This is a genomic window from Amycolatopsis sp. cg9, assembly GCF_041346945.1.
Classification (GTDB): domain Bacteria; phylum Actinomycetota; class Actinomycetes; order Mycobacteriales; family Pseudonocardiaceae; genus Amycolatopsis.
In genome coordinates, this window is the sequence record NZ_CP166850.1 from 333,574 (window position 1) to 356,665 (window position 23,092).

19 protein-coding genes are annotated in these 23,092 nt (G+C 72.5%); 5 read left to right on the forward strand and 14 right to left on the reverse strand.

The annotated features are described in order from the left end of the window. Positions 1–537: 537 nt before the first annotated feature. From AB5J73_RS01530 to AB5J73_RS01540, 3 genes are read right to left on the reverse strand one after another with little or no spacing between them, the layout of a single operon-like run. Entirely contained in the window at positions 538–972 is a 435-nt protein-coding gene (locus tag AB5J73_RS01530) for a pyridoxamine 5'-phosphate oxidase family protein (protein ID WP_370967331.1), read from the reverse strand. A gap of 4 nt (positions 973–976) precedes the next feature. Beyond that, a complete protein-coding gene (locus AB5J73_RS01535) occupies positions 977–2,095 on the reverse strand; it encodes a cytochrome P450 (protein WP_370967333.1) in 1,119 nt (372 codons plus the stop codon). Beyond that, complete coding sequence (locus AB5J73_RS01540; RefSeq protein WP_370967336.1) at positions 2,092–2,634, reverse strand: TetR/AcrR family transcriptional regulator; 543 nt, start codon at positions 2,632–2,634, stop codon at positions 2,092–2,094. Before AB5J73_RS01540 ends, AB5J73_RS01535 begins: the two co-directional genes overlap by 4 nt. An 89-nt stretch (positions 2,635–2,723) precedes the next feature. Between AB5J73_RS01540 and AB5J73_RS01545 the strand changes: the two genes are divergently transcribed. Beyond that, complete coding sequence (locus AB5J73_RS01545; protein WP_370972850.1) at positions 2,724–3,743, forward strand: aldo/keto reductase; 1,020 nt, start codon at positions 2,724–2,726, stop codon at positions 3,741–3,743. Continuing rightward, positions 3,743–4,597, forward strand: coding sequence for an LLM class flavin-dependent oxidoreductase (locus AB5J73_RS01550; RefSeq protein ID WP_370967338.1), 855 nt, complete (start codon positions 3,743–3,745; stop codon positions 4,595–4,597). The genes AB5J73_RS01545 and AB5J73_RS01550 overlap by 1 nt, the downstream gene beginning before the upstream one ends. 1 nt (position 4,598) lies before the next feature. Here AB5J73_RS01550 and AB5J73_RS01555 read toward each other — a convergent pair whose 3' ends face one another. Genes AB5J73_RS01555 through AB5J73_RS01570 form a run of 4 tightly spaced genes read right to left on the reverse strand, consistent with a single transcriptional unit; the run spans position 4,599 to position 8,853 of the window. After that, positions 4,599–5,417 (reverse strand): carbohydrate ABC transporter permease, encoded by an 819-nt coding sequence (locus AB5J73_RS01555; RefSeq protein WP_370967340.1) that lies wholly within the window; start codon positions 5,415–5,417, stop codon positions 4,599–4,601. Beyond that, positions 5,414–6,478 (reverse strand): carbohydrate ABC transporter permease, encoded by a 1,065-nt coding sequence (locus AB5J73_RS01560; protein WP_370967342.1) that lies wholly within the window; start codon positions 6,476–6,478, stop codon positions 5,414–5,416. Before AB5J73_RS01560 ends, AB5J73_RS01555 begins: the two co-directional genes overlap by 4 nt. Before the next feature lie 4 nt (positions 6,479–6,482). Beyond that, complete coding sequence (locus AB5J73_RS01565; RefSeq protein WP_370967344.1) at positions 6,483–7,712, reverse strand: extracellular solute-binding protein; 1,230 nt, start codon at positions 7,710–7,712, stop codon at positions 6,483–6,485. A 25-nt stretch (positions 7,713–7,737) separates the two neighbouring features. Further along, positions 7,738–8,853: a LacI family DNA-binding transcriptional regulator gene (locus tag AB5J73_RS01570; RefSeq protein ID WP_370967346.1), complete on the reverse strand. Its 1,116-nt coding sequence runs from the start codon at positions 8,851–8,853 to the stop codon at positions 7,738–7,740. Positions 8,854–8,965: 112 nt separating this feature from the next. Here AB5J73_RS01570 and AB5J73_RS01575 point away from each other — a divergent pair, with 112 nt between their 5' ends. Then, on the forward strand, positions 8,966–10,972 hold the full coding sequence (locus tag AB5J73_RS01575; protein WP_370967348.1) for a glycogen debranching N-terminal domain-containing protein: 2,007 nt from the start codon (positions 8,966–8,968) through the stop codon (positions 10,970–10,972). On the opposite strand, the gene AB5J73_RS01580 is transcribed toward AB5J73_RS01575, so the two are convergent. Next, on the reverse strand, positions 10,969–11,373 hold the full coding sequence (locus AB5J73_RS01580) for an SRPBCC family protein (RefSeq protein ID WP_370967350.1): 405 nt from the start codon (positions 11,371–11,373) through the stop codon (positions 10,969–10,971). The two genes, AB5J73_RS01575 and AB5J73_RS01580, sit on opposite strands and share 4 nt — an antisense overlap. 53 nt (positions 11,374–11,426) lie before the next feature. Here AB5J73_RS01580 and AB5J73_RS01585 point away from each other — a divergent pair, with 53 nt between their 5' ends. Both AB5J73_RS01585 and AB5J73_RS01590 read left to right on the forward strand, forming a co-directional pair. Continuing rightward, complete coding sequence (locus tag AB5J73_RS01585; RefSeq protein ID WP_370967352.1) at positions 11,427–11,837, forward strand: MarR family winged helix-turn-helix transcriptional regulator; 411 nt, start codon at positions 11,427–11,429, stop codon at positions 11,835–11,837. A 109-nt stretch (positions 11,838–11,946) separates the two neighbouring features. After that, the gene (locus AB5J73_RS01590; protein WP_370967354.1) at positions 11,947–13,116 is read left to right on the forward strand and encodes a hypothetical protein; all 1,170 of its coding nucleotides are present in this window, start codon (positions 11,947–11,949) and stop codon (positions 13,114–13,116) included. Between the two features lie 44 nt (positions 13,117–13,160). Here AB5J73_RS01590 and AB5J73_RS01595 read toward each other — a convergent pair whose 3' ends face one another. The 6 genes from AB5J73_RS01595 to AB5J73_RS01620 all read right to left on the reverse strand — a co-directional run bounded on the left by AB5J73_RS01595 (position 13,161) and on the right by AB5J73_RS01620 (position 22,941). Beyond that, positions 13,161–15,158 (reverse strand): cellulose binding domain-containing protein, encoded by a 1,998-nt coding sequence (locus AB5J73_RS01595; protein ID WP_370967356.1) that lies wholly within the window; start codon positions 15,156–15,158, stop codon positions 13,161–13,163. Positions 15,159–15,237: 79 nt separating this feature from the next. Then, complete coding sequence (locus AB5J73_RS01600; RefSeq protein ID WP_370972852.1) at positions 15,238–18,555, reverse strand: error-prone DNA polymerase; 3,318 nt, start codon at positions 18,553–18,555, stop codon at positions 15,238–15,240. 134 nt (positions 18,556–18,689) lie between these two features. Then, the gene (locus AB5J73_RS01605) at positions 18,690–19,355 is read right to left on the reverse strand and encodes an HAD family hydrolase (RefSeq protein ID WP_370967358.1); all 666 of its coding nucleotides are present in this window, start codon (positions 19,353–19,355) and stop codon (positions 18,690–18,692) included. Further along, positions 19,355–19,996, reverse strand: coding sequence for a 3,4-dihydroxy-2-butanone-4-phosphate synthase (gene ribB / locus AB5J73_RS01610; RefSeq protein WP_370967360.1), 642 nt, complete (start codon positions 19,994–19,996; stop codon positions 19,355–19,357). The genes AB5J73_RS01605 and ribB overlap by 1 nt, the downstream gene beginning before the upstream one ends. Before the next feature lie 106 nt (positions 19,997–20,102). Further along, complete coding sequence (locus AB5J73_RS01615; RefSeq protein ID WP_370967362.1) at positions 20,103–21,656, reverse strand: DNA polymerase Y family protein; 1,554 nt, start codon at positions 21,654–21,656, stop codon at positions 20,103–20,105. Positions 21,657–22,257: 601 nt separating this feature from the next. Continuing rightward, positions 22,258–22,941, reverse strand: a complete 684-nt coding sequence (locus AB5J73_RS01620; RefSeq protein WP_370967364.1) for a hypothetical protein — start codon at positions 22,939–22,941, stop codon at positions 22,258–22,260. Positions 22,942–23,092 lie beyond the last annotated feature (151 nt).

The following is a 23,092-nucleotide window of genomic DNA, read 5'->3' on the forward strand; positions in this document are numbered from 1 at the left end:
GCCGCGGCAGCGGCACAGGGCGGGCCCGCAGGCGGGTGGGGCGGGACGGCGGGCCCGCGACGCGGGGCCATCGGCACGAACCTGGCGAGAACGGGGCGGGCGGCGGCGCGGGCCGACGGGACAGCGCGGGCGGGACGGCCGGGGCGGCCCCGCGGCGCGAACCCGGCAGGCCGGGCCGCCGGCGCGAGCCGGCGAGGCAAGCCGGTGCCGAGGTCGCGAATGACTCATACGGGACGCTGGAGGTCGCGAATGACTCATTCGGGACGCCGGAGGTCGCGAATGACTCATTCGGGACGCCGGAGGTCGCGAATGACTCATACGGGACGCTGGAGGTCGCGAATGACTCATTCGCGACCTCCGGACACGGCGCAGTGACCGGCGAGATGCCACGGCAGCGGCACAGGGTGGCCCCGTGACGCGGACCGGCGGGGCGAACCCGCCAGCCGGGCCAGGGCCAGCAGCACCGTAGGCCAGCAGCACCACCCGCCACCCGACGTCATGAACGAGTCGTTCATGACGTCCGGGCCGCCGCTCAGCTCACTCGCGCTCGACCTTGCGCAGCCCGCCCGCCGGCGTCCACCACTCCACCACCAGCAAGGTCGCCGCCGCGTTCAGGTGCGTGTGCACGACCTCCGCGATGTCGGCCCGGAACCCCTCCCCGTCGGCCGTGACCGCCCGGCCCGAGATCTTCGCCTCCCCCGGCCACTGCGCCTCCGCGCCCTCGACCGGGTCGATCGTCGCGCTGTGCACCGCGAACCGCGGGTCCCGCGCCAGGTCCGCGCCCTTGCGCGCGTTCGGCATCGACCCGAAGGTCAGCTCGCCGCCGGCGAAGACCGTCTCGATGCCCGAAATCCGCGGCGAGCCGTCGGCCCGCAGCGTGGCGATCGTCTTGTGCTTGTGCGCGTCGAACAGCGTCCGCACGCGCTCGGCGAACTCCGGCTCCGCCGCTTCGAACTCCCGCCACGCAGTCATGCGGTCATGATGGCAGCCACCGCGCGGGTACGGCCGCGGGTTTGCGGAACACCAGCCCCGACGGCGCGACTTCCCCGGTCAGTGCGATCCCGGGCAGCCGGTCGAGCAGGGTCTCGACGGCGATCCGCGCCTCCAGGCGAGCGAGGTCGGCGCCGAGGCAGAAGTGCGGGCCGTGCGCGAACGCCAGCTGTTTGCGCAGGTCCGGGCGACGCGGGTCGAACACGTCCGGGTGCGAGAACACCGCCGGGTCGCGGTTGGCGGCGGTGAGCGAGACCGTCACGAGATCGCCCCGCGCGATCGACGCTCCGGCGAGCGCGGTGTCGCGGGTCGCGTAGCGGTCGACCACCGCCGCCGCGGGTTCGAGGCGCAGGGATTCCTCGATCGCGGCCGGGATGAGCGTGCGGTCCGCCCGGACCGCGGCCCACTGCGCCGGGTCGCGCAGCAGGTGCAGCAGGAGGTTCGCGATCATGCCCTCGGTCGTCTCGATGCCGCCGAACATCAGCACCGCCGCGTTCGACACGACCTCCGGCAGCGCCAGGTCCCGCGCCGCCTCGGTCAGCAGCGAGCGCCGGCCGACCGTGCCCTCGAGGTGCGCGCGCAGCTCGCCGAACGCTTCCGCACCACGGGATCCCGGCGAGCGACCCGCGGTGATCTCATCCACTGTGGACACGATCGCGTCGTACCAGGCCAGCACCCGCGCCGTGTCCGTGCCGGCCAGGCCCAGCGCGTCGGCCACCACCGCCACGGAGAGGGGACCGGCCAGCGCCCGCCGCAGCTCCGCGCGCCCGTCCGCCGCGAAGCCGTTGACGAGCCGGGCGCATTCGGCGCGGACGAAGCCGGTGAAGCGGTCCGCGATCTCGCGGGGGCGGAAGTGCCGGGCGAACGGCGTCCGGTGCCGGGTGTGCTCGGCCGCCTCCAGCGAGAGCATCGACGGGCCGACGACCAGGGCCGTCGAGAACCGGGGGTCGTCGACGGTGAACGCGGCCGCGTCGCGCATCACCCGCAGCGCCAGGTCGTGCCGCGTGACCAGCCAGCCGGCCAGCTCCGGCAGCCAGGACACCCCCTCGGCCGCGCGCAGCCGGGCCAGCAGCGGGTACGGGTCGGCTGTGAGCTGCCCGATCACGCCCGCAGCCCCGCGATCAGGATGCCGACCAGGCGGCGCGCGTCGTAGTCCGGGTTGTCCTCCGCGCCGATGCACAGGTTGCCGACGCCGCGCATCAGCTCCAGCGGCCGCACCCGCGCGGTCAGCCCGGCGGCCTCGAGCAGCTCGGCGCACACCGGCACCAGGCGGTCCAGGAAGTACGCGTGCAGCGTGTCGAAGCCGTCGCCCTGCAGGACGCCCGCGAGCCCGTGCTTGGTCACGAGGAAGTCGACGAACAGGTCGATCCACTCCGCCAGCGCCGCGTGCGGCGACGCGGCCGAAGCCAGCAGCGTGGGCCCGGCCGCGGCGCAGGCCTCCACCTGGTGCCGGTAGACGGCGATGATCAGGTCGGCCCGGGTCGGGAAGTGGCGGTAGATCGTGCCCATCCCGACGCCCGCCTTCGCCGCGATGTCCCGCACCGGCGCGTCCACCCCGGACGCGACGAAGACCGCGGCCGCCGCGTCCAGCAGCGTCTTCTCGTTGCGCCGGGCGTCGGCACGCTTGGGCTTGGGCTCGCTCACCACACCTCCAGGGTTGCTAACCGGAACCTTGTTCCGTATCGTTAGCGGAGCAACGTTCCGGTTGCTATCTTGCCATGGAGGCCATCGAAATGCAGTACCGCACCCTGGGCCGGACCGGCGTCCAGGTCAGCACGCTCGCACTCGGCGCGATGAACTTCGGCGCCATCGGGCGCACCACCCAGGACGACGCCACCGCCATCGTCGACGCCGCCATCGAGGGCGGGATCAACCTGATCGACACCGCCGACATGTACGGCCAGGGCGAGTCGGAGGTCATGGTCGGCCAGGCCGTCAAGGGCCGCCGCGACGACCTCGTGCTCGCCACGAAGGCGGCCATGCCGATGGGCGAGGAGCGCAACCACCGCGGCAGCTCCCGCCGCTGGCTGGTCAAGGCCCTGGACGACAGCCTGCGCCGCCTCGGCGTCGACCACGTCGACCTCTACCAGGTCCACCGCTGGGACCCCGCCACGAGCGACGAGGAAACGCTTTCCGCGCTGACCGACCTGCAGCGCGCGGGCAAGATCCGCGCCTTCGGCTCGTCGACGTTCCCCGCGTACCGGATCGTGCAGGCCCAGTGGGCCGCGCGCGAGCACCACCTGAGCCGGTACGCCACCGAGCAGCCCAGCTACTCGATCCTGCAGCGCGGCATCGAAGCCCACGTCCTGCCGGTGACGCAGGAGTACGGCCTCGGCGTGCTCGCGTGGAGCCCGCTCGCGTCGGGCTGGCTCTCGGGCGCGGTCCGGGCCGGGCAGGAGATCACGACCAGCCGGTCGCAGGTGCTCCCCCAGCGTTTCGACCTCACCGACCCGGCCAACCAGGCCCGCCTCGACGCCGTCGAAAAGCTCGCCAAGCTGGCCGACCAGGCGGCACTTTCGCTGATTCAGCTGGCGCTCGGGTTCGTCACCGCGCACCCGGGCGTGACCAGCGCGCTCATCGGCCCGCGCACGCTCGGCCACCTGGAGTCGCAGCTCGCCGCCGCCGACACCGTGCTGCCCGCCGACGTCCTCGACGAGATCGACGCGATCGTCGCCCCCGGCGTCGACCTGGCCGCGCACGAGAAGTTCGACACCCCGCCCGCCCTGCTCGACCCGTCCCTCCGGAGGCGCTGATGACCAGCTTCGGCATCATGATCCCGCCCATGAACGTGGGCTACGACGAGATCCGGCGCGTCTGGCGCGAGGCCGACGGGATCCCCGAGATCGAGCACGCCTGGCTGTTCGACCACCTCATGCCGATCGGCGGCGACCCCGACGGCCCGATCTTCGAAGGCTGGACACTGCTTTCGGCACTGGCCGCGCAGACCGAGCGGATCCGGCTCGGCCTGATGGTGACCAGCAACCGCTTCCGGCCGCCGGCGGTGCTGGCGAAGATCGCGACCACAGTGGACGTCGTGTCCGGCGGCCGCCTCGACTTCGGCATCGGCGCCGGCTCCCGGCCGAGCCACCCGCTGGCCCGCCGGGAATACGACGGCCACGGCCTGCCGTACCACACCCAGGACGACGCCGTCGCCGCGCTCGCCGAGGCGTGCACGGTCATCCGTCGCTTGTGGACCGAGGCCGAGCCGTTCGACTTCGACGGCGAGCACGTCAAGCTGAAGGGTGCCTTCGGCAACCCGAAGCCGGTGCAACGGCCGCACCCGCCGATCATGATCGGCGGGCGGGCGAGCGCCACGCTGCGGGTGGTCGCCGAGCACGCCGACCAGTGGAACATCCCGGGCGGCGGCGACATCGAGGACCTGGCCGCCCGCAGCCGGCTGCTTGACCGCTTCTGCGCCGAGATCGGCCGCGACCCGGCGTCGATCACCCGCTCGATCTTCCTGCCCGTCGACTACGACAAGCCCGCCGCCACGCGGGAAAAGATCGAAGAAGCGACCGGCGCCGGGTTCGGCCACGTCGTGCTCGGCTTGGGCAACCCGTACCCGGACGGCGTGGTCCGGTGGGTCGCCGACGAGCTGATCCGCTGAGCTACTTGTCGGCTCCCTCGTAGGTGCCCTGGGTGAACCGGCGCGAGAACACGAAGTAGACGATCGCGACCGGCACCGTCATCAGCAGCGCCGCGGCCAGCTTCAGCGGGAACTGGTTGCCCTGGCCGAGTTCGCCGGAGACCAGGCTCGCGACGCCGGAGGTCAGCGTGTTCAGCGCCGGGTCCTGCCGCGACACGATGTAGTGCGGCAGCTCGTTCCACGATCCTTGGAACGACAAGATGGTCACGGTGATCAACGCCGGTTTCGACATCGGCAGGACCACTGACCAGAAGGTCCGGAACGGACCGGCGCCGTCGATCCGGGCGGCTTCCTCGACGCTCACCGGCACGGTGTCGAAGAACTGCTTCATGATGAACACCCCGGTGCCGTCGACCAGCAGCGGGATGATCATCCCCGCGTAGCTGTCGTACATGCCGAGCTGGTTCAGCACCAGGAACTTCGGGATCAGCAGCACCACGCTCGGCACGGCGATGACCGCCAGGACGGCCCCGAAGACCGCGCGCCGGCCGCGGAACCGCAGCCGGGAAAGGGCGTAGCCGGCGAGGGAGTTGAAGACGACCCGCCCGACGGTGATCGTCACCGAGACGAACACGGAGTTCAGGGCCCAGCGCGGGAAGTCCTGCTCGGCGAGCGTCCGGAAGACACTGGCGGACCACTGCTGCGGCCACGGCAGGAGCGGGTGCGCGGTGGCGTCGGCGTCGGTCTTGAACGCCGTCGCGAGCTGGATGAGGAAGGGGTAGATGTACAGCGCCGCGACCAGCAGCAGCACCGCGTACCCGAGCCAGCGCTTCTTCGTCATCGGCGCTCCCGCAGGGCCCAGCGCTGCACCAGGGTGAACGCCACGATCACGAGGAACAGGAGGAACGCGATCGCCGCGCCCTGGCCCCACTGGTGACCGATGAACGACGACGAGTACGACAGGTAGGCCGGCGTCAGCGTGGTGTTGGCCGGGTTGCCGCGGCTGAGCACGTACACCTGGTCGAAGACCTGCCAGGTGCCGATCAGCCCGAGCGTCAGCACCAGGAACAGCGTCGGGCGCAGCTGCGGCAGGGTGACGCGCCAGAACCGCTGCCACGACGTCGCGCCGTCGATCAGCGCGGCCTCGTCGACCGACGGCGGCAGGTTCTGCAGCGCCGCGTAGAACATCAGCATGAAGCCGCCGGTGGAGGTCCAGACGACGAGCACGATGATCGAGCACATCGCCACGCTCGGGCCGGCCAGCCAGTCCCACCAGGACAGTCCGAGGAAACCGTGGCCCGCCAGCGCGGCCGGCGGGTCCGCGGGGTCGCCGAGCGCGAGGTGGAAGATCCCGCGCGGGTCGGCGAACCAGCTCGGACCGTCCACCCCGAACAGTTTCAGCGCCGCGTTCACCGTGCCGGTGCTGGAAAACAGGAAGAGGAACACCACCGAGATGGCGACCGAGCTGGTCACGGTCGGGAAGTAGAACGCGGTCCGGAAGAACTGGCGGCCCCGCAGCTTTCGCTGATTCAGGAGCAACGCCAGGAAGAGGGCGAGGGCGGTTTGGAGGGGGACCACGAACAGCACGAAGTAGCCGTTGTTGCGGACGCTCGTCGCGAAGTTCTGGCGCGTCAGCCCGGGTTCGGCGAGCAGGGCGGCGTAGTTGTCGCCGCCGACGAAGTGCACGCGCGAGGAGAACGGGCTGCCGTTGCCGGTCCAGTCGCTGACGCTCACCCAGAGCGCCATCAGGATCGGCAGCACCATGAACAGGCCGAGCACGATCAGCGTCGGGGCGAGGAAGAGCCAGCCGGCCCGGCCGTCGCGCCGGAGGGGGCGGCGGCCCCGGGTGCCGCGCGGGGGTGCGGCACCCGGAGCCACCGGCGTGGTGAGCAGCGTGCCCATGGCGTCACTGCCCCAGCGCGGCCGCGGTGTTCTGCTGCAGCTGCTGCAGGATCCGCTTCGGGTCGGCGCCCGGCAGCTGCTGCAGCTGGGCGTCGAAGTCGGTCAGCACCGGGTCCATCTTGGTCAGGGTGACGGGCCCGTGCGCGTGGTCGGCGCCGGCGACGAACGCCGACTGCGCCGGGAACTTCTGCTCGTACTGCGCCCGCACGGACTGCCGCGACGGGATCACGCCGAAGGCTTCGGCGAACGCGAGCTGCTGCTGCGGCTGCATGAACGAGTCGACGAGCTGCTTGGCCTGCTCCTGGAACTTGCTCTTGGCGGCGATGCCCCAGCACTGCGTGAACGACAGCGTGCCGGGCCCGGCCGGACCGGCGGGCAGCGCGACGACGCGGTACTTGACGCCGGGGTAGTCCTTCTTCATCCCGCCGACCATCCAGTTGCCGTCGATGCTCATCGACGCCTTGTGCTGGCCGAACGCCTCACCGGAGTCACCGGCGCCGATCTGCTTCGGATACTTCGCGACGCCGGCGGCCAGGAGGTCGCGGACGTAGGTCAGGGCCTGGAGGTTCTGCGGGGTGTCGGCGGTGGCCTGCTTCTGGTCGGCGTCGGTGGCCCAGCCACCGGCCTGCACCAGGAACGCCCCGACGCGGTCACGGGTGTCGTTGAAGACCAGCCCGGTCCGGCCGCCGGTGGTCAGCTTCCGCGCGACGGACTCGAGCTGGTCCCACGTCTTGGGGAGGTCGGTGTCGGTGAGCCCGGCCGCGGCCCAGTCGTCGGTGTTGACGGCCAGTGCGAGGGTCGAGAAGTCCTTGGGAGCGCAGTAGAGCTTGCCGTCCTTGGTGAACGTGGTGCGCAGCGTCGGGTAGATGTCGCCGGAGTAGGACAGTCCGTCGCCGTACGGGAGCATCTGGTCGGCGTAGCCCTGGAACTTGGTGGCGTCGACGGCGAAGACGTCCGGCGGGCTGCCGGCCGCGAAGCCCTGGCTGAGCTGCTGCGGGAGATCGTTGGCGCTCACGACCTCGGCCTTCGAGCCGTCTTTGCCCCAGGCCGCGGCGGCGTCCTGCATGGCTTTGAGCTCGGCGCCACCGCTCGCGGCGATCATCACCTTGAGCGTGGCGGGCCCGGCCTGCTGGGTGGCGGGTTGCGACGAGTCGTCGAAGCCGCTGCCACAGGCGGAAAGCGGGAGCAGCAGGCCGGCCGCCGCGAAGGCGGCCACAGTTCGGCGGGGAAGCATCGATCCTCCTTGATCGCGCGGGGACTCACGTGGTGCGCAGCACCAGGTGCGGGGTGAAGAGGGTGGTCGCGGGTTCGGCGGCGGGATCGCCCCGCAGGATGGCCCGCAGCTGCCGGACGCACTCGGCGGCGACATCGGCGATGGGCTGCGCGACACTGCTCAGCCCGAGCACGGACGCGGTCGGGGTGTCGTCGAACCCGATCACGGCGGCGTCCGCGCCGGGCCGGATACCGCGGTCCCGCAGCTCGGCGGTGACCCCGAGGGCGAGCGAGTCACTGGCGCAGACGAACGCGGTGGGCGCACCGGCGGCGATCGCGGGGTGGTCGCCGCCGGGCGGGTTCGCAGCGCCGCCGCCCACTCCGCCGGCCGGCCCGCCACCGCGCAGGTTCGCGGCGCCGCCGGCCGCACCGCCGGCGGATCCGCTCGCGTCCAGCAGCCGGGCGGCGGCCGACCGGCCACCCTCGACCCCGTCGTACACCGCGGCCTGCGGACCTTCGCCCAGTCCCGCGGCCGCGAGTCCGGCGGCCCAGCCCGCGCGGCGGTCGTCGCCGCTGCCCGAGCCCTCCGGCCACCCCACGAACGCGATCCGCCGGTGCCCCTGGCGGACCAGGTGGTCCGTGGCCAGCCGGGTGCCCGCCGCGCCGTCGACGTCGACCCACGGGTGGGTGTCCTCCGCGCCCCACGGCCGGCCGAACGTCACGAACGGCAGTTCCCGGTCGAGCAGCCAGCGGGTGCGCAGGTCGTCGTGGTGGGTGTTGGTGAGCACGAACCCGTCGATGCCGACCGAGGCGATCAGGTCGGCGTACGCGCGGGTTTCGGCCTCGTCGTCGGCCGCGGTGAACAGCATGATCCGGTGGTCGTAGCGCTCGGCGGTCGCGGTCAGCGAGTGCAGGAACTGGTCGAGGACGACGCCGCTGACGCCGTTGCCCGACGGCGGGATGCACAGCCCGATGATCTGCGAGCGCGTGGTGCGCATCTGGCGGGCGGCGGTGTTCGGGCGGTAGCCCAGCCGCTCGATGGCGGCCAGCACGCGCTCGCGCGTCTCCGGGCTGACCACCTCGGGCGAGTTGATCACATTGGACACGGTCTGCCGCGACACCGCGGCCGCTTCGGCCACCGAGTTCAGCGTGGGCCGTCCCATTTCGCCTCCGTTTTGAACGTTCAACTGCCGGACACTCTGAACCCGTGCCGCTGAGCTGTCAAGACCTCGGATCCAGTTGACATTCCTTTGTTTGATCGATCCAATCGTAGGCATGGCCGACCTCCAGCCCCTGCTCCACGACCTCGCGATCGCCCTGCGCGCGCCCACCGTCGTCCTGTCCGGCCGGGACGGGCAGATCCGCGGCGGCACGCAAGGACTCCTGCACGGCGACCTCCGGCTGCTCAGCGAAGCCGTCGTCACGGTGGACGGCGACGAACCGGAGGCCATCGGCGGCGACGAGCCGGCCGCCGACCGGGCGCGGTTCACCGGGCTGCTGCGCCGGCTCGGCGAGCCCGGCCCCGACCCGACCGTCTGGCTGCGGCGCGACCGCACGGTCACGGCGGCCGGGATGACCGAGGAGCTTTCGCTGGTCTCGACGGCCGGTGCGAGCCGGCGCCGCGTCGTGGAGGTGGTGCTGGCGGCCGACTTCGCGCCGATCGACGAGATCAAGTCGGGCCGGGAGCGTTCCCCCGTCGCGCCCGCGGGCCACCGGTGGGCGGCGTCCTCGGCGGTCTCCGAAGTGACGGCCGAAGGCGCCGAAGTCGTCGTCGACGGGCCGCGGCTCCGGCTGCGCTGGACGGTCGACGGGGCGGCCACGCTGCGCTGGTCACTGCGGGTTTCCGACGAGCGGGCGCTGTTCGTCCCGGGCACCACCGCGGTGCCGCGCCCGCGGGTGCACGCCGACGACCGCCGGTTCACCGCGCTGCTGGACCGCGCGCTCGACGACCTCGGCGGGCTGCTGCTCGCCGAACGCGACCACCCCGGCGACGCGTTCGCCGGCGCGGGCGCGCCGTGGTTCCTCACGCTGTTCGGCCGGGACAGCCTGTGGGCCGCGCGGCTCGCGTTGCCGCTCTCGGTGGAGCTCGCGGGCGGGACGCTCCGGACGCTCGCGCGCGCCCAGGGCACGCGGCACGACCCGGCGACCGGCGAGGCGCCGGGCAAGATCCTGCACGAGCAGCGCCGGGACCCGATCGAAACCCACGACGCCTCGCTGCCCGCCGAGTACTACGGGACGGTCGACGCGACCGCGTTGTGGGTCTGCCTGCTGCACGACGCCTGGCGCTGGGGCCTGCCCGAGGACGAGGTCCGCGACCTGCTGCCGACGCTGCGGTTCGCCCTGGAGTGGATCACCGGCGCCGCCGACTCCGACGGCGACGGGTTCGCCGAATACCGCGACGAAAGCGGCCGCGGCCTGGCCAACCAGGGCTGGAAGGACTCCGGCGACGCCGTCCGCTTCTTCGGCGGCGAGCAGGCGAAGCCGCCGATCGCGCTGGCCGAAGTCCAGGCGTACCAGCACGAAGCGGTCGTGCGCGCGGCTTCGCTGCTGACCGCGTTGGGTGAGCCCGCTCCCGGTCTTTCCGAATGGGCTGCCGCGCTTCGCACGCGGTTCCGGGAGAAGTTCTGGGTGTCCACTCCGGACGGTCACCACCCGGCGCTGGCCCTGGACGGCGACAAGCGGCCGGTGGACGCGCTGACGAGCAACATCGGGCACCTGCTCGGCACCGGGCTGCTGTCCGACGGCGAAAGCACTTCCATCGGGGCCCTGCTGCTGGATCCCGTCCTGGCGCCGGGATTCGGCCTGCGCACGATGAGCGCGTCGGCGGGCGGCTATTCGCCGTTGAGCTACCACTGCGGCTCGATCTGGCCCCACGACACGGCGATCGTCGTCCGCGGGCTCCAGCGCTCCGGCCAGTCCGCCCGCGCGGCTTCCCTTGGCGCACAACTGCTTTCGGCCGCACCGGCGTTCGGCTACCGGCTGCCGGAGCTGTTCGCGGGCTACGGCCTCGCCGAGACGTCCACCCCGCTGGCGTACCCGGCGTCGTGCCGCCCCCAGGCCTGGTCGGCGGCGGCCGCGGTCAGCCTGCTGATCGCGTTCCTCGGCCTGGACGCCGACGTTCCGGCCGGCACGGTGACCCTGTCCCCGCCCCGGCCCAGCCCGATCGGGGCCCTGCGAGTGGCGGGACTTCCCCTGGCGGGCGGCACGCTGGACGTCGCGGTGGACGCCTCCGGGGAGGTCACCGAGCTGCGGCTGCCGCCGGGGTTCCGCCGGGTTCCCTAGCGTTCGACGCGCTCCCGCACGGCCCGCAGCTCCTCGTCGACGACCGCCAGCTGCGCGTCGACCGCGGCCGGGTCGGTGTCCTCGGGGAAGAACAGGCTGAAGATCAGCTCGGCGCCGGTCAGGTTGGGCACCACGCGGGTGAACAGCCCGACGTTCGGGGCTTCGGCGCTGACGAAGTCGACGACCCCGTGCTCCCGCGCGACTTTGACCGCGACCAGCCGCGGGCCACCGTCGGCCGGGACGCGCCAGACGTCGTCGTGGTCGTGCTCGACGGCGGGCGCGAACCCCGGCGCCCATTCGGGCAGGTGGCGCGCGTCGGCCAGGTAGCCGAGGACGCGTTCGGGCGGAGCGGCGATGGAGGTCGTGCGCGTCTCGGCGCGCCCGGGCCGGAATGCTGTCATGGGGTTAACCGTACGCATCTGCGTATCGTTTGTCCAAGCGTAAAATCCGGCGGGTGGACGAGGATCTCGGAGCACTCTGCGCGTGGGCGGGCCGCCGCCTGGCCGAGGCCGAGCAGCCCGTGCTGGCCGAGCACGGGCTCTCGATGTGGCAGTACGTGGTGCTGTCGGCACTGGCCCACGGATCGGCGCCGAGCCAGCTGGTCCTGGCGCAGCAGATCCACTACGACAAGACCCGCCTGATCGCGCTGCTGGACGGCCTGGTGACGGAGGGCCTGGTCAGCCGCGACCCGGACCCCGCGGACCGCCGGGCCCGGGTCGTCCGCCTGACCCCACTCGGCCTCCGGCGGCACGCCACGGTCCGAGCCGCGATCCGGGTGGTGGAGGACGGCTTGCTCGAAGGCCTGGACGCCGAGACGCGGCGGGTGCTGCGGTCAGCCCTCGCCCACCTGGCGAACGCGGACTGACCGCAGGCAAGGTCTCCATTGAGTTCCAGCGGACCGCCGCGCGCAACGCAGACCGCGTGTCTCGCGACTCAAGAACGTTCAGGCCCCCGGATCACTCCAGGAGATCACCGTGCCAGCCAGACCGGAAATCCCGCCGAATGGATCAGGTCAAGGAAAGCTGTACGACTTGATCTTGAAAGAGAGAGATCTGAGCAAGGAAGCCAAAGAACTTCACGCACGGTTGTTCGATCAAGAAACTGCGTTGATGCTACGCGGAAAACTCGACGACCTCCTGAGCACTATTTCATCGATTGCAACAGACGACAACCTGTGGTCCAACCTGGCAGATCCAAGCAAACATGCACCCCTATCCCTGCAGGAAATCGAAAAAATCACTTCCGACGCCCCTCTGGCACTGCCCTACATCCTCAAGACATGGGGCTACAGCACTCCGCCGCCACCACCAGCAGAAGACTTAGTCAACGAAACTGTCGGCGCCTTGAGAGCCAGTCTTTCGTTCCAGGGAGACCGTCGCACCGCCGCACAGGAGGCCAGATGGCAGGTCATCACATTCGAAATGAGAGTACGCCGGCAAATCCCCAGACTCGACAATCACGCTGACACAACAAAGCTCACGAACGCAGTTCTAACCGCCTGCACCAGGGCACGTCAATTGATTCTGCCCATTGGGTCGATAGTCGGCGCACTTGTCGGCGCAACCGGCAGAGCGTTAACGGAAAACGCGGATCCGAGGACGATCGAGGCGGTCAGCACCATCGCCGAGCAAGGTGCCCGATTCGGGCTTACAACGCTCACCGGCCTACTGACCACAAGTGACACTAGTCCACAGCGCACCCTCGCACCCGTCAACCTCACGGAGCAAATCGCTGTCGCCACACACCTGCACGCCGTAGTCGATATTTTGCAGTCCCGAAGTTCCCAAGGCGAAGAATACGGACGACTCATGAGAGCCGAGAGACATGCACGGAGAGCATACGATCTGGCCTCCCGGCTCAGCAGAAAAGACAGCGAACTACCCAGCGCCATCCAGAATTTGAGATCGAAACTGAAGGAAGCATCGAAGGCTCACCGCACAGGCCGACGAGACCTGAAAGAACTTTACAAGACAGTCAATGTGACGCTGTACGAAGCGTATGAAATCGCCACCGCGCAGGAGCGAAGTCGACCCAGTATCGTCGAGCCCCGCCGTTCCGCGGACAGGAAGACACGCCGGAGAAGTGACCCAGGGACGCGGCGCCGCGGTCCGGGTGATTTCGGGCCGGCTGGGCCACACCTGTGACGATGGTGGTTGGCAGACGCACCTGCCTGCCAACCACCATCGACTCACGCCACCGAGCAGAGGGTGCCGTTGAGCGTGAACGCCACCGGCAGGATGTTCGGCCCGCCGTAGTCGGCCACGAAACCCACGTCAGCACCCGACGCCACCGGCGCCGACGACGTCACCGTCACCGCGCTGCCCGTCTGCGTCCACGTTCCGTTCCAGCCGCTCGTCACCCGCTGCCGCGCGGTCGGCCAGGTGAACGCCAGCGTCCAGTCGCCCACCACGTTCGCGGCCGTCACGTGGATGCCGCCCACGAAACCGCTGGCCCAGTCCGTCACGTCGGTCAGCTTCACCGTGCAGCTGCTCGCCGCCGGAGCGCCGGTGGTCAGCGTCGACGGCGGGGACGCCCACGACACGTTCCCCGCCGTGTCACGAGCCAGCACGTTCACCGCGTACCGGCTGCCCGGCACCAGGTTCCGGGCGGTGAACGACGTTCCGGCCGTCTCGCCCCACAGCTGGCCGTTCGCGTACACCTCGTACTTCGCGATCGGGCGCCCGGCCGGAGTGGCCGCGGGCCAGGTGATCGTCGCGGTGCGGTCGGTCGTCGTGCCGGTCGGCTGACCCGGTGCGCCCGGGCCGGCGAAGGGGGAAACCGGGTGCAGGACCACGGTCGTCAGCGAATACGGCGGCAGCGTCTGCGTGCCGGCCGAACCCGCGGGGGCACTGGTGATCGACGTCGCGCCGTTGGTGAAGGTCGAAACCAGCGGTGTGGCCGCGGCGGGCGTGTAACCCCGGTAGTCGAGCGTCACCGCGCGCGACGCATCGGGGTCCTTGTTGATCAGCAGCACCGCCAGGTCCCCGTTCGGCCGGCGGACGGCGTGCGCGCCGACGAGCGGGTCGTCCGCGGCGGCCCGGACGAACTGGTCGCCGGGACGCGCGAAGCCGCTCAGCACCTTCAAGCCGTAGTAGGGCGCGAACGGCGTGTTGAGCGCCGGCTCGCAGCCTTCGGGGAGGCAGGTCGCGCTCGAGAGCAGGCCGAAGTCGGCGTAGTCCGGGTAACCGGCCACAGTGGACAGTTTCGTCGCCCCGTTGTGCGCGTTCCACCAGTCCACCGTGAACACGCCGTTGGCCAGCAACGCGCTGTAGACGTCGGCGGCGAACAGCGCGCCGGGCTGGGTGTTCATGCCCACCGGCGTGTTCGTCTCGGTCAGCGCGATGCCCAGCGGGCGGCCCGCGTACCGCGCGATCTGCTCGCGGGCCAGGTAGATCAGGTCGCCGACCTGCTCCGTCTTCGTCAGCGCCTCCGCGGCCGTCGAACCGCCGGGGTACCAGTGCAGGATCACGAAGTCGACGTGCGGGCCGGCGATCGACAGCACGGTCTGGTTCCACGTCGCGGTGTCGCCCTCGCCGACGATGCCGTCCGGCCAGTTCGCCGGGGTGGTCAGCACCGCGCCGATCTTCACCGCCGGGTCGGCGGCCTTCATCGCGTCGGCGTAGGCCACGACCTCGTTGGCGTAGGCGGTCGGGCTCTTGTCGGCGTGGTCGTCGGCTTCCCAGGCGGAACCGTAGTGGCCGTTGCCGTAGTTCTCGTTGCCGATTTCCCAGTACTTGACGCCGTACCCCCGCTCGACGTTGGCGTACCGCACCCAGCCCGCCGCCTCCTGCGGCGACCCGGTGCCGTAGTTCGCGATGACGATCGGCTGGGCCCCGGTCCGCCGGACCCCGCCCATGAAGGTGTCGAAATCGGTGCCGGGCGCGACGTAACCGCCCGGCGCGGTGTTGTCCTTCCAGTGGTAGATGTCGCCGTAGGACCCGCCGGGGTACCGCAGCACGCGCACGCCGGCACCGCCGAGCAGGTCGGCCACGGCGTCGGTCCCCAGCTGGCTGTCCCACACCGCGTGGTTGACGCCGATCCCGGTGTCCGGCACGGTGGCCAGCCCCGCCCGGACGTCGACGGTGACCGTCGCTCCGGGTGGTTCGGCGGCTTCGGCGGCGGGCACCGCCGCGGCGAGCACGGCGATCACCGGCCACGCTGCCCAGCGCAGACGTCGTGCTGTCATGGGAAGTCCATCCTCTCGTCGGGCACGAACGGATGACTGAGAGCGCTCTCAGAGAGAGAACCACCGCGCGGCCCGCAAGTCAACGAAAGTCCCGGGACGGCCCCGCGCGCATCGAGAGATCGATGCGTTCGAGCCGGTCGGCGACGAGCGTGACCACCCCTTCGGCCGCTTGGGCGCACCCGCGGACCAGCAGCGCGGCGCTGGTGCGGGCGACCAGCCGCTGCCGCCGCCACAGGCCGGGCGAGACGAGGACGTTGGCCATGCCGGTCTCGTCTTCGAGGTTGAGGAAGGTGATCCCGCCCGCGGTCGCCGGGCGCTGCCGGTGGGTGACCGCGCCGCCGACCCACACCCGCGTGCCGTCCCGCACGCGCGCGAGTTCGGCGGTGGTGATCGCGCCGCGCGCGTCGAGCAGCTCGCGCAGGTACTCCACCGGGTGGCTGTCCGGGGAAACGCCGGTGGCCCACAGGTCCGCGGCGGTGATCTCCAGCCGCGTCATGCCCGGCAGCGCGGGCGCGTCGAGCCCCGGGGCGAGGCCGGGCAGGTGCCCGGGCCGGGTGGCCGCCGCCGCGCCGGCGGCCCACAGGTCCTGCCGCCGGTCGCCGCCGAACGCCCCCGCGGTCGCGAGGGCTTCGACGGCGTTCTTCTTCAGCCGGACGCGGCGGGTGAGGTCGCCGACGCCGTCGTACGGCCCGCCGGCCTCGCGCTCGGCGACGATCGCCGCGGCCGGGCCGTCGCCGAGGTGGCGGACCCCGGCGAGGCCGAGCCGGAGCGCGACGCCGCCGGTGCTGCCGGGGTCGGGTTCGAGCGTGGCGTGGACGAGACTGGCGTTGAGATCCGGTTCGCGGACGTGAACGCCGTGCCGGCGGGCGTCGGCGACCAGCGATTGCGGGCTGTAGAACCCCATCGGCTGGGCGCGCAGCAGCCCGGCGCAGAACGCGGCCGGGTAGTAGCGCTTGACCCACGCGCTCGCGTACACCAGCAACGCGAACGACATCGAATGCGCTTCGGGGAAGCCGTAACCGGAGAAGGCGTGGATCTGCTCGAAGATCCGGGTGGCGAGCTCGCGATCGATCCCGTTGGCTTCGCACCCGGCGAAGAACCGCGCCATCAGCGCCTTCATCTTCGCGCTCGACCGCTTGGCGCCCATGGCCCGCCGCAGTTTGTCGGCTTCGGCCGGGGTGAACGAAGCGACGTCGACCGCCATCTGCATCACCTGCTCCTGGAACAGGGGAACACCGAGGGTGCGGTCCAAACTGGACGCCAGCAGCGGGTGCGCGTGCTGCCACTCCTCGTCGCCGCGGCGGCGCCGGATGTAGGGGTGCACCGAGCCACCTTGGATCGGGCCGGGCCGGATCAGCGCGACTTCGACGACGAGGTCGTAGAACTTCCGTGGCCGCAACCTGGGCAGGGTGGCCAGCTGGGCGCGGGATTCGACCTGGAAGACGCCGATCGCGTCGGCTTCGCAGAGCATGTCGTAGACGGCCGGGTCGGCCAGGTCGAGCTTCCCGAGGTCCACTGTGGACCCGTGGTGCTCGGCGACGAGGTCGATCGCGTAGTGCAGCGCGGAAAGCATGCCGAGGCCGAGCAGGTCGAACTTGACCAGCCCGACGGCGGCGCAGTCGTCCTTGTCCCACTGCAGGACGCTGCGGTCGGCCATGGCCGCCCATTCCACCGGGACCACTTCGGACACCGGCTGCTTCGACAGCACCATGCCGCCGGAGTGGATGCCGAGGTGGCGCGGGAAGTCTTCGATCCGCGCGGCCAGCTCGAGGACGTCGCCGGGGATCGCGCCGTCCGTCTGCTGCTTCGTGGCGGCGACCCCGCCCCAGCGGTCGACGAGCTTGCTGTAGGCGTCCTGCTGCCCGGGACTGTGCCCGAGCGCCTTGGCGGCGTCGCGGATCGCCGAGGGCGCCCGGTAGGTGATGACGTTCGCGACCTGCGCGGCGTGGAAGCGGCCGTGCTTGGCGTAGACGTACTGGATGGCTTCCTCGCGCCGGTCGGACTCGATGTCGATGTCGATGTCCGGCGGCCCGTCCCGCTCCGGGGCGAGGAACCGCTCGAACAGCAGGTTCCACTTGACCGGGTCGGCGTGGCAGATCCCGAGGGCGTAGCAGACGGCGGAGTTCGCGGCCGAACCGCGGCCCTGGCAGAGGATGTTCGCCTCCTTGCAGAAGCGGACGATGTCCCAGACGACGAGGAAGTAGCCGGGGAAGCCGAGGTCCTCGATGACGGCGAGCTCGTGGTCGAGCTGGGCGTACGCCCGGGGGTTCGCCTCGCGCGGGCCGTAGCGGTCCGCCGCGCCCGCCCGGGTCAGCTCGCGCAGGTAGGACATCTCGTCGTGCCCGGACGGCACCGGGAACGGCGGCAGGTCGGGGGCGACCAGCCGCAGGTCGAAGGCCACTTCCACGCCGAGCACGGCGGCCCGCCCGACGGCGCCGGGGTAGCGGCGCTCGAACCGGCGCCGCTGCTCCATCCCGGACCGCAGGAACGCCTGCCCGGACGGCGGCCGCCACCCCTCGAGGTCTTCGGCCGACCGGCGCGCCCGGACCGCGGCCACCATGTCCGCCACGACGGCGTCGTCGGGCCGGGCGTAGTGCACGTTGTTGGACACGACGGTCGGCAGCCGCAGCTCACGCGCCATCCCGTCGAGCAGGTCGTTGGCCGCGTCGTCGAGCGGCAGCCGGTGGTCGATCAGCTCGACGGCGACGTGCTGCCGCCCGAACCGGTCGACGAGCCGCTCGAGTTCGGCGTACGCGGCGGCGGCCCCGTTGCGGGCGAGCGCCTGGCGGACCGCGCCCTTCCGGCAGCCGGTGAGCACGACGACGTGCCCGGCCAGCTCGTCGGCCAGTTCGTCGACGTCGTAGACGGGCCGCCCCTTCGCCCCGCCGGCGAGCTGGGCGCGCGAGATGACGCGGCACAGCCGGTGGTACCCGTCCTGCTGCCGGGCGATCACCAGCAGGTGCGACCCCCGCGGATCCGGTTCCCCGGCTTGCGGCGCGGGCAGGTCGAGCGACAGCTCGGCCCCGAACCCGACGCGCACCCCGAGCTCCCGCGCGGCGTCGTTGAAGCGGACGGCGCCGTACACGCCGTCGTGATCGGTGAGCACGAGCGCGTCCAGCTCCAGCCGCGCGGCCTCCTCGACGAGCGCCTCGGGGTGGGAGGCACCGTCGAGGAAGCTGAAGTTGGAGTGCACGTGCAGCTCGGCGTAGGGCGCGCGGATCCGGTCCCCGGCGTCGTCCCGCCGCCGCCGGGTCCGCAGATCGGCCGGCGCCCCGGAATACCCTTCGCGCTTGCGCGACCACGCCGGGGCGTCGCTGCCGTCACCGGGCACGGGCGGCCGCCCGGAGGCGACCCGCTCCACTTCGGACCACGGCACGGTCGGGTTGTTGAACGCCAAAGCCAGCTCCCGCAAGGAAAGTTCACTGAGGGGAAGCCAGCGAATACCGCTCGAACACACGTACGACTACTGGAGTCGATCCTGAGCCGGTCGACGCGAAGTGTCAACTGTGGACCCCGCCGGAGTCGCCGTCGTCACACGACGGCGCGCCAGGCAAGGGAAGACAGCGTTTTCGCGGCGATGTGCGCGTCGGCCGCCTGGTGGCCGGCGAGGCGCAGCACGTCGAGGTCGAGCGCGGTCGCGGCGTTGGGGACGGCGAGCACGACCATCCCGGCGGCGTGGGCCGAGCGGATGCCGGACCCGGAGTCCTCGACCGCGACGCAGTGCGCCGGGGCCACGCCGAGCCGCCGCGCGGCGAGCAGGTACGGGTCCGGCGCGGGCTTGCCGCGCGAGACGTCCTCGCCCGCCACCAGCGCATCGAGCCAGGGGGTGAACCCGAACGCCGCGGCCGCCGCCTCGACGTAGCGCCGCGGCGACGCCGACGCCAGGCCGACCAGGCCGAGCCCGGCGGCGGTGGCGACGAGGCGGGCCGCCCCCGGCAGCGGCCCGCACCCGCCGCGGCCGATCTCGGCGACCATGCCGTCGACGCACCCCGCCACGGCGTCCTCCGGCGTGAGGCCCGGGCAGCGGCGGGCGAGGTAGGCACCCCAATAGCCGGTGCTGGTGCCCTGGATCGCGGCCCAGTCCCGGTTCGTCCACGCGTGGCCGTGGCGAGCCGCGACGGCGCCGAGGACGCGGTTCCAGGCCCCGGCGCTGTCGGCCAGGGTTTCGTCGAGGTCGAAGACGGTCGCGGCGAGCATCAGCCGAACGCGGAGATCTGCTCGATGGAGACGACCTTCAGCCAGTGCCGGTCGGCGAACGCCCGCAGCTCGGGGAGCCGGGCGACGCTCCCGTCTTCGTTGCACACCTCGCTGATCACCGCGACGGGCGCGAGGCCGCACAGGCGCATGAGCTCCACCGCGGCCTCGGTGTGGCCGCGCCGCTCGGCGAGCCCGCCCGCCCTCGCGCGCAGCGGGAAGACGTGCCCGGGCCGGCGCACCAGGCCGGTCGTCGTCGCGGGATCCGCGAGCACCCGCAGCGTGCGGGCGCGGTCGGCCGCCGAAATCCCGGACTCGATGCCGTCGGCCGCGTCCACCGACACCGTGTACGCCGTACCGGCGGGGTCTTCGTTGTCCGCCACCATCGGCCCCAGCCGCAGCCGGTCGGCGATCTCCGGCGGCATCGGTGCGCAGATCAGGCCGCTGGTGTGCCGCATGTAGAAGGCGAGGGCGTGCGGCGTCGCGTGCTCGGCCGCCATGATCAGGTCACCCTCGTTCTCCCGGTCCTCGTCGTCGACCACGACCACCGGCCGGCCGGAGGCGAGGTCCGCGATCGCGGCCCGCACGGTGTCCAGCCCCGTCGGCCGGTCGCGGCGGAGCTGTTCGGGAAGGGCGAATGTCATCGGCTGTCCTCCGTGGACGGGTGGCAGGGCACCGGAGCATGATCACCAAGCGGCCGGGTCTCCGCTCGCCGATCGGCCACTTGTGACCCGAACCGGCGAACGGAAATCAGTCGTAGCAACCCTCGACCGTCCATTGTGGATTATCGCCGATCATGGCCTTGAGCAGCAGGGCGACGTCGCCGTCGTCGGTTTCCAGGACCACCTGGACGCGGGCGAGCCGGTCGCCGCGGTGGTGGACCACCCAGGGGCCCGCCGCGCCGAGGACGTGGCGGGGCGGGCCGTCGTCGACGGCGATCGTTTCCGGGGCGCCGGTGAGCTCGCCGCGGGGGGTGCAGCGCACCTCGGCGCCGGTCGCGTCGAGGACCGCCGCCGGCGGTGGGTGGAGTGGTACGTGCGTCGGGGAAGGCGCCGGCAGCCGGCCCGGCCAGGGCTGGTCGGCCGTCGCCGCGGCGCGGGGTTCGCCCCACGGGACCAGGCGGACGCGCTCGGCCGGGCCGCGGCCGCCGTCGAGCAGCGGGGTGACGACCGCGTCCGGGCCCAGCAGGCCCTGGATGCGGACCAGCGCGCGGCCGGCGCGCTCGGCGGCGTCGGCGTCGCGGCCCATCGACCCGAACTGCAGCTGCAGCGCCTGCCCGCCGACCACCTCTTCGGGGTCGAGGCGCAGCCGGACGATGCCGGCGGTGGGCCGGTCGCGGGCGTTGAGCCAGCCTTCGCACTGCCAGCGCACGCGGTCGGCCGTCGCGCGGGCGGTCAGCGGTTCGGCGCAGCGCCAGACGCGGACGCGTTCTTCGCCGGCTTCGGTGACGGCGACGACAGCGAGCCGGGTGCAGGCGAGGCCGTGGCGGGCGAGGCCGGCGAAGAAGCGTTCGCCGAGCGTCTTCGCGACGAACGCGGCTTCGTCGATCCGGGCCAGCGGGTGCTCGAAGGTTTCGACGACCGACAGGTCCGGCGGCAGGGCACGGCGCAGCGGCGGCCGCTCGGAGAGGCCGCGGGCGAGCCGGTGGGCGGTGACGGCGTCCTTCGGGAACCGGCCGGCGACGTCCCGTTCGGCGAGCGCGGCGAACGCGCCGAGGGTCCGCAGCCCGAGCCGCCGCAGCAACGCGACCAGCTCACCGCGGCCGTCCCCCGGCTGGTCCAGTTCGGTGATCGCGAGCGGCGCGAGGAACGCGGCGGCGCCCCCGGACGGCACGAGCGCCGACCGCCGGGCGGCGAGGGTCGCGGCGAAGAGCCCGTCGGCGATCCCGACCTGGCACTCGACCCCGGCCCGCGCGGCGACCTCGTCGATGAGCAGTTCGGCGAGCGCGGCCTCCCCGCCGAAGTACCCGGCGGCCCCGGTGACGGGCACGGCCACGATCCCGGCCCGCACGACCTCGACCCCGACGGCCTGGCTTTCGACGGCGGCGGCGACGGGTTCGAAGAGCCGCGCGTCGCGGTCCGGGTCGTGCTGGTGCACGACGAGCCCGGGACAGCGGGACTGGGCATCCCGCCGGCGCATCCCCCGCCCGACCCCGCTGCCACGCGCGGCGGCGGAGCAGGCAACAACACGGTTGGCGGAGAAGACGGCGGCGGGAGCGGCGGGCGGCGTACCGGCAGCGGCGCAGGCGGCGACGACCGGCCAGTCCGGGCACCAGAGCACCAGCAGCCGCGGCGCATCGGTCATCGGACGCTTTCGGCGGCGAGCTGCCCGGACCAGCCCGGCCGAGCACCGCGCCGGTGGGCCGACACGCCGCCTGCCGAGCCGGCCACGACCGCACCCAGCTGCGCCGGCCGGCTCACCCCGCGATCTCGACCGCCCACCAAGCCGACCACGAACCCACCCAGCCGAGCACCGCTCCGGCGAACCGGCCCGCCGACTATCAAGCCGACCACGAAGCCACTCGGCTGCGCCGGCCGGCTCACGCCGCGATCTCGACCACCCGCCAAGCCGACCACGAACCCACCCAGCCGACCCCCACCCCGGCAGGCCGAGCGGCTCACCCCGCGACCTCGACCGCCCACCAAGCCGACCACGAACCCACCCAGCCGAGCACCGCTCCGGCGAACCGGCCCGCCGACTATCAAGCCGACCACGAAGCCACTCGGCTGGACCGGCCGGCTCACACCGCGATCTCGACCACCCGCCAAGCCGACCACGAACCCACCCAGCCGACCCCCACCCCGGCAGGCCGGGCGGCTCACCCCGCGACCTCGGCCACCCACCCACGCCAAGCCACCGCCGCACCACGGGGCGCCCGGCGGCTCGGCCCGCCACCGCACGGCACTCACCTCACACGCGCAGGGAAAACCCGCGCGTCAGTGCGGCCCGCCGGACCCACCGCGCCTCCCGGTTCGGGCAGCCGCAGCGGCACCGAGCGGGACCGGACCGCCGAGCCGCGACCTCGGCTCGTCGCCACCAGCTCGCGGTACCTCAGGTGACCGTGGCCGTCCGCGCTCAAGCCGTGCCAGCGGCGGCCCGAGACGCTCAGCTCCAGGTCCGCGCCCGGCCACGACCCGGCCGCCAGCAGGACCGAGCCGCGGTTGCGGACGCGGCCCGCCAGGCGGCGGGCCAGCTGGGGCCGCACACTGTCCGCCAGCGAGCGGCCGAGGACCACCAGGTCGAACCCGTCCACCAGTGCCGAAACCACCGCCACCGGCTCCGCGCCCGGGTGCGGCACCAGGGCGATCCGCTCCAGGTCGACGCCGAGTTCCGCGGCCGCGGCCAGGCCCAGCTCCGGCAAGCCGGTGACCGCCGCCCAGGAGCCGTCGCGGGTGGCGGCCGCGAGCAGGGCCAGCACCAGTGACGTCGCGCCGCGGACCGACACCGTGGTGCCGCGGCGCAGGCCGCCGCCGGGCAGGAGGTGGGCCAGCGCGGGCAGCACCGTCAGGTGCCCGGCCGGGTCCGGCTCGCCCAGCTGTGCCGCCGTGCGGACCCCCGGGATCCCCGCCAGCGCCTCCGGCACCGCCACGCCAACCCACCTCCAGCACCACGTACTCGCACCGGAGACACCCGCGTGAGGAAGCCACAGGCGAACCCAGGAGAATCATCGAACACTTGTTCGCATACTGCGAGACGACCGGGCCCCGTGTCAAGCCGGGCTCAACCGATCGGGGCCGGTC

Excerpts from the sequence above, each read along its gene's own strand:
- AB5J73_RS01555 (WP_370967340.1), bottom strand. The coding sequence starts at position 5,417 with ATGACGAAGAAGCGCTGGCTCGGGTACGCGGTGCTGCTGCTGGTCGCG.
- AB5J73_RS01605 (WP_370967358.1), bottom strand. The coding sequence starts at position 19,355 with ATGCTCGCCGCGACCGTCTTCGACCTCGACGAAACCCTGGCCGACAGC.
- AB5J73_RS01565 (WP_370967344.1), bottom strand. The coding sequence starts at position 7,712 with ATGCTTCCCCGCCGAACTGTGGCCGCCTTCGCGGCGGCCGGCCTGCTG.
- ribB (WP_370967360.1), bottom strand. The coding sequence starts at position 19,996 with ATGACATTCGCCCTTCCCGAACAGCTCCGCCGCGACCGGCCGACGGGG.
- AB5J73_RS01560 (WP_370967342.1), bottom strand. The coding sequence starts at position 6,478 with ATGGGCACGCTGCTCACCACGCCGGTGGCTCCGGGTGCCGCACCCCCG.
- AB5J73_RS01570 (WP_370967346.1), bottom strand. The coding sequence starts at position 8,853 with ATGGGACGGCCCACGCTGAACTCGGTGGCCGAAGCGGCCGCGGTGTCG.
- AB5J73_RS01615 (WP_370967362.1), bottom strand. The coding sequence starts at position 21,656 with ATGACCGATGCGCCGCGGCTGCTGGTGCTCTGGTGCCCGGACTGGCCG.
- AB5J73_RS01575 (WP_370967348.1), top strand. The coding sequence starts at position 8,966 with ATGGCCGACCTCCAGCCCCTGCTCCACGACCTCGCGATCGCCCTGCGC.
- AB5J73_RS01595 (WP_370967356.1), bottom strand. The coding sequence starts at position 15,158 with ATGACAGCACGACGTCTGCGCTGGGCAGCGTGGCCGGTGATCGCCGTG.
- AB5J73_RS01545 (WP_370972850.1), top strand. The coding sequence starts at position 2,724 with ATGCAGTACCGCACCCTGGGCCGGACCGGCGTCCAGGTCAGCACGCTC.
- AB5J73_RS01530 (WP_370967331.1), bottom strand. The coding sequence starts at position 972 with ATGACTGCGTGGCGGGAGTTCGAAGCGGCGGAGCCGGAGTTCGCCGAG.
- AB5J73_RS01550 (WP_370967338.1), top strand. The coding sequence starts at position 3,743 with ATGACCAGCTTCGGCATCATGATCCCGCCCATGAACGTGGGCTACGAC.
- AB5J73_RS01580 (WP_370967350.1), bottom strand. The coding sequence starts at position 11,373 with ATGACAGCATTCCGGCCCGGGCGCGCCGAGACGCGCACGACCTCCATC.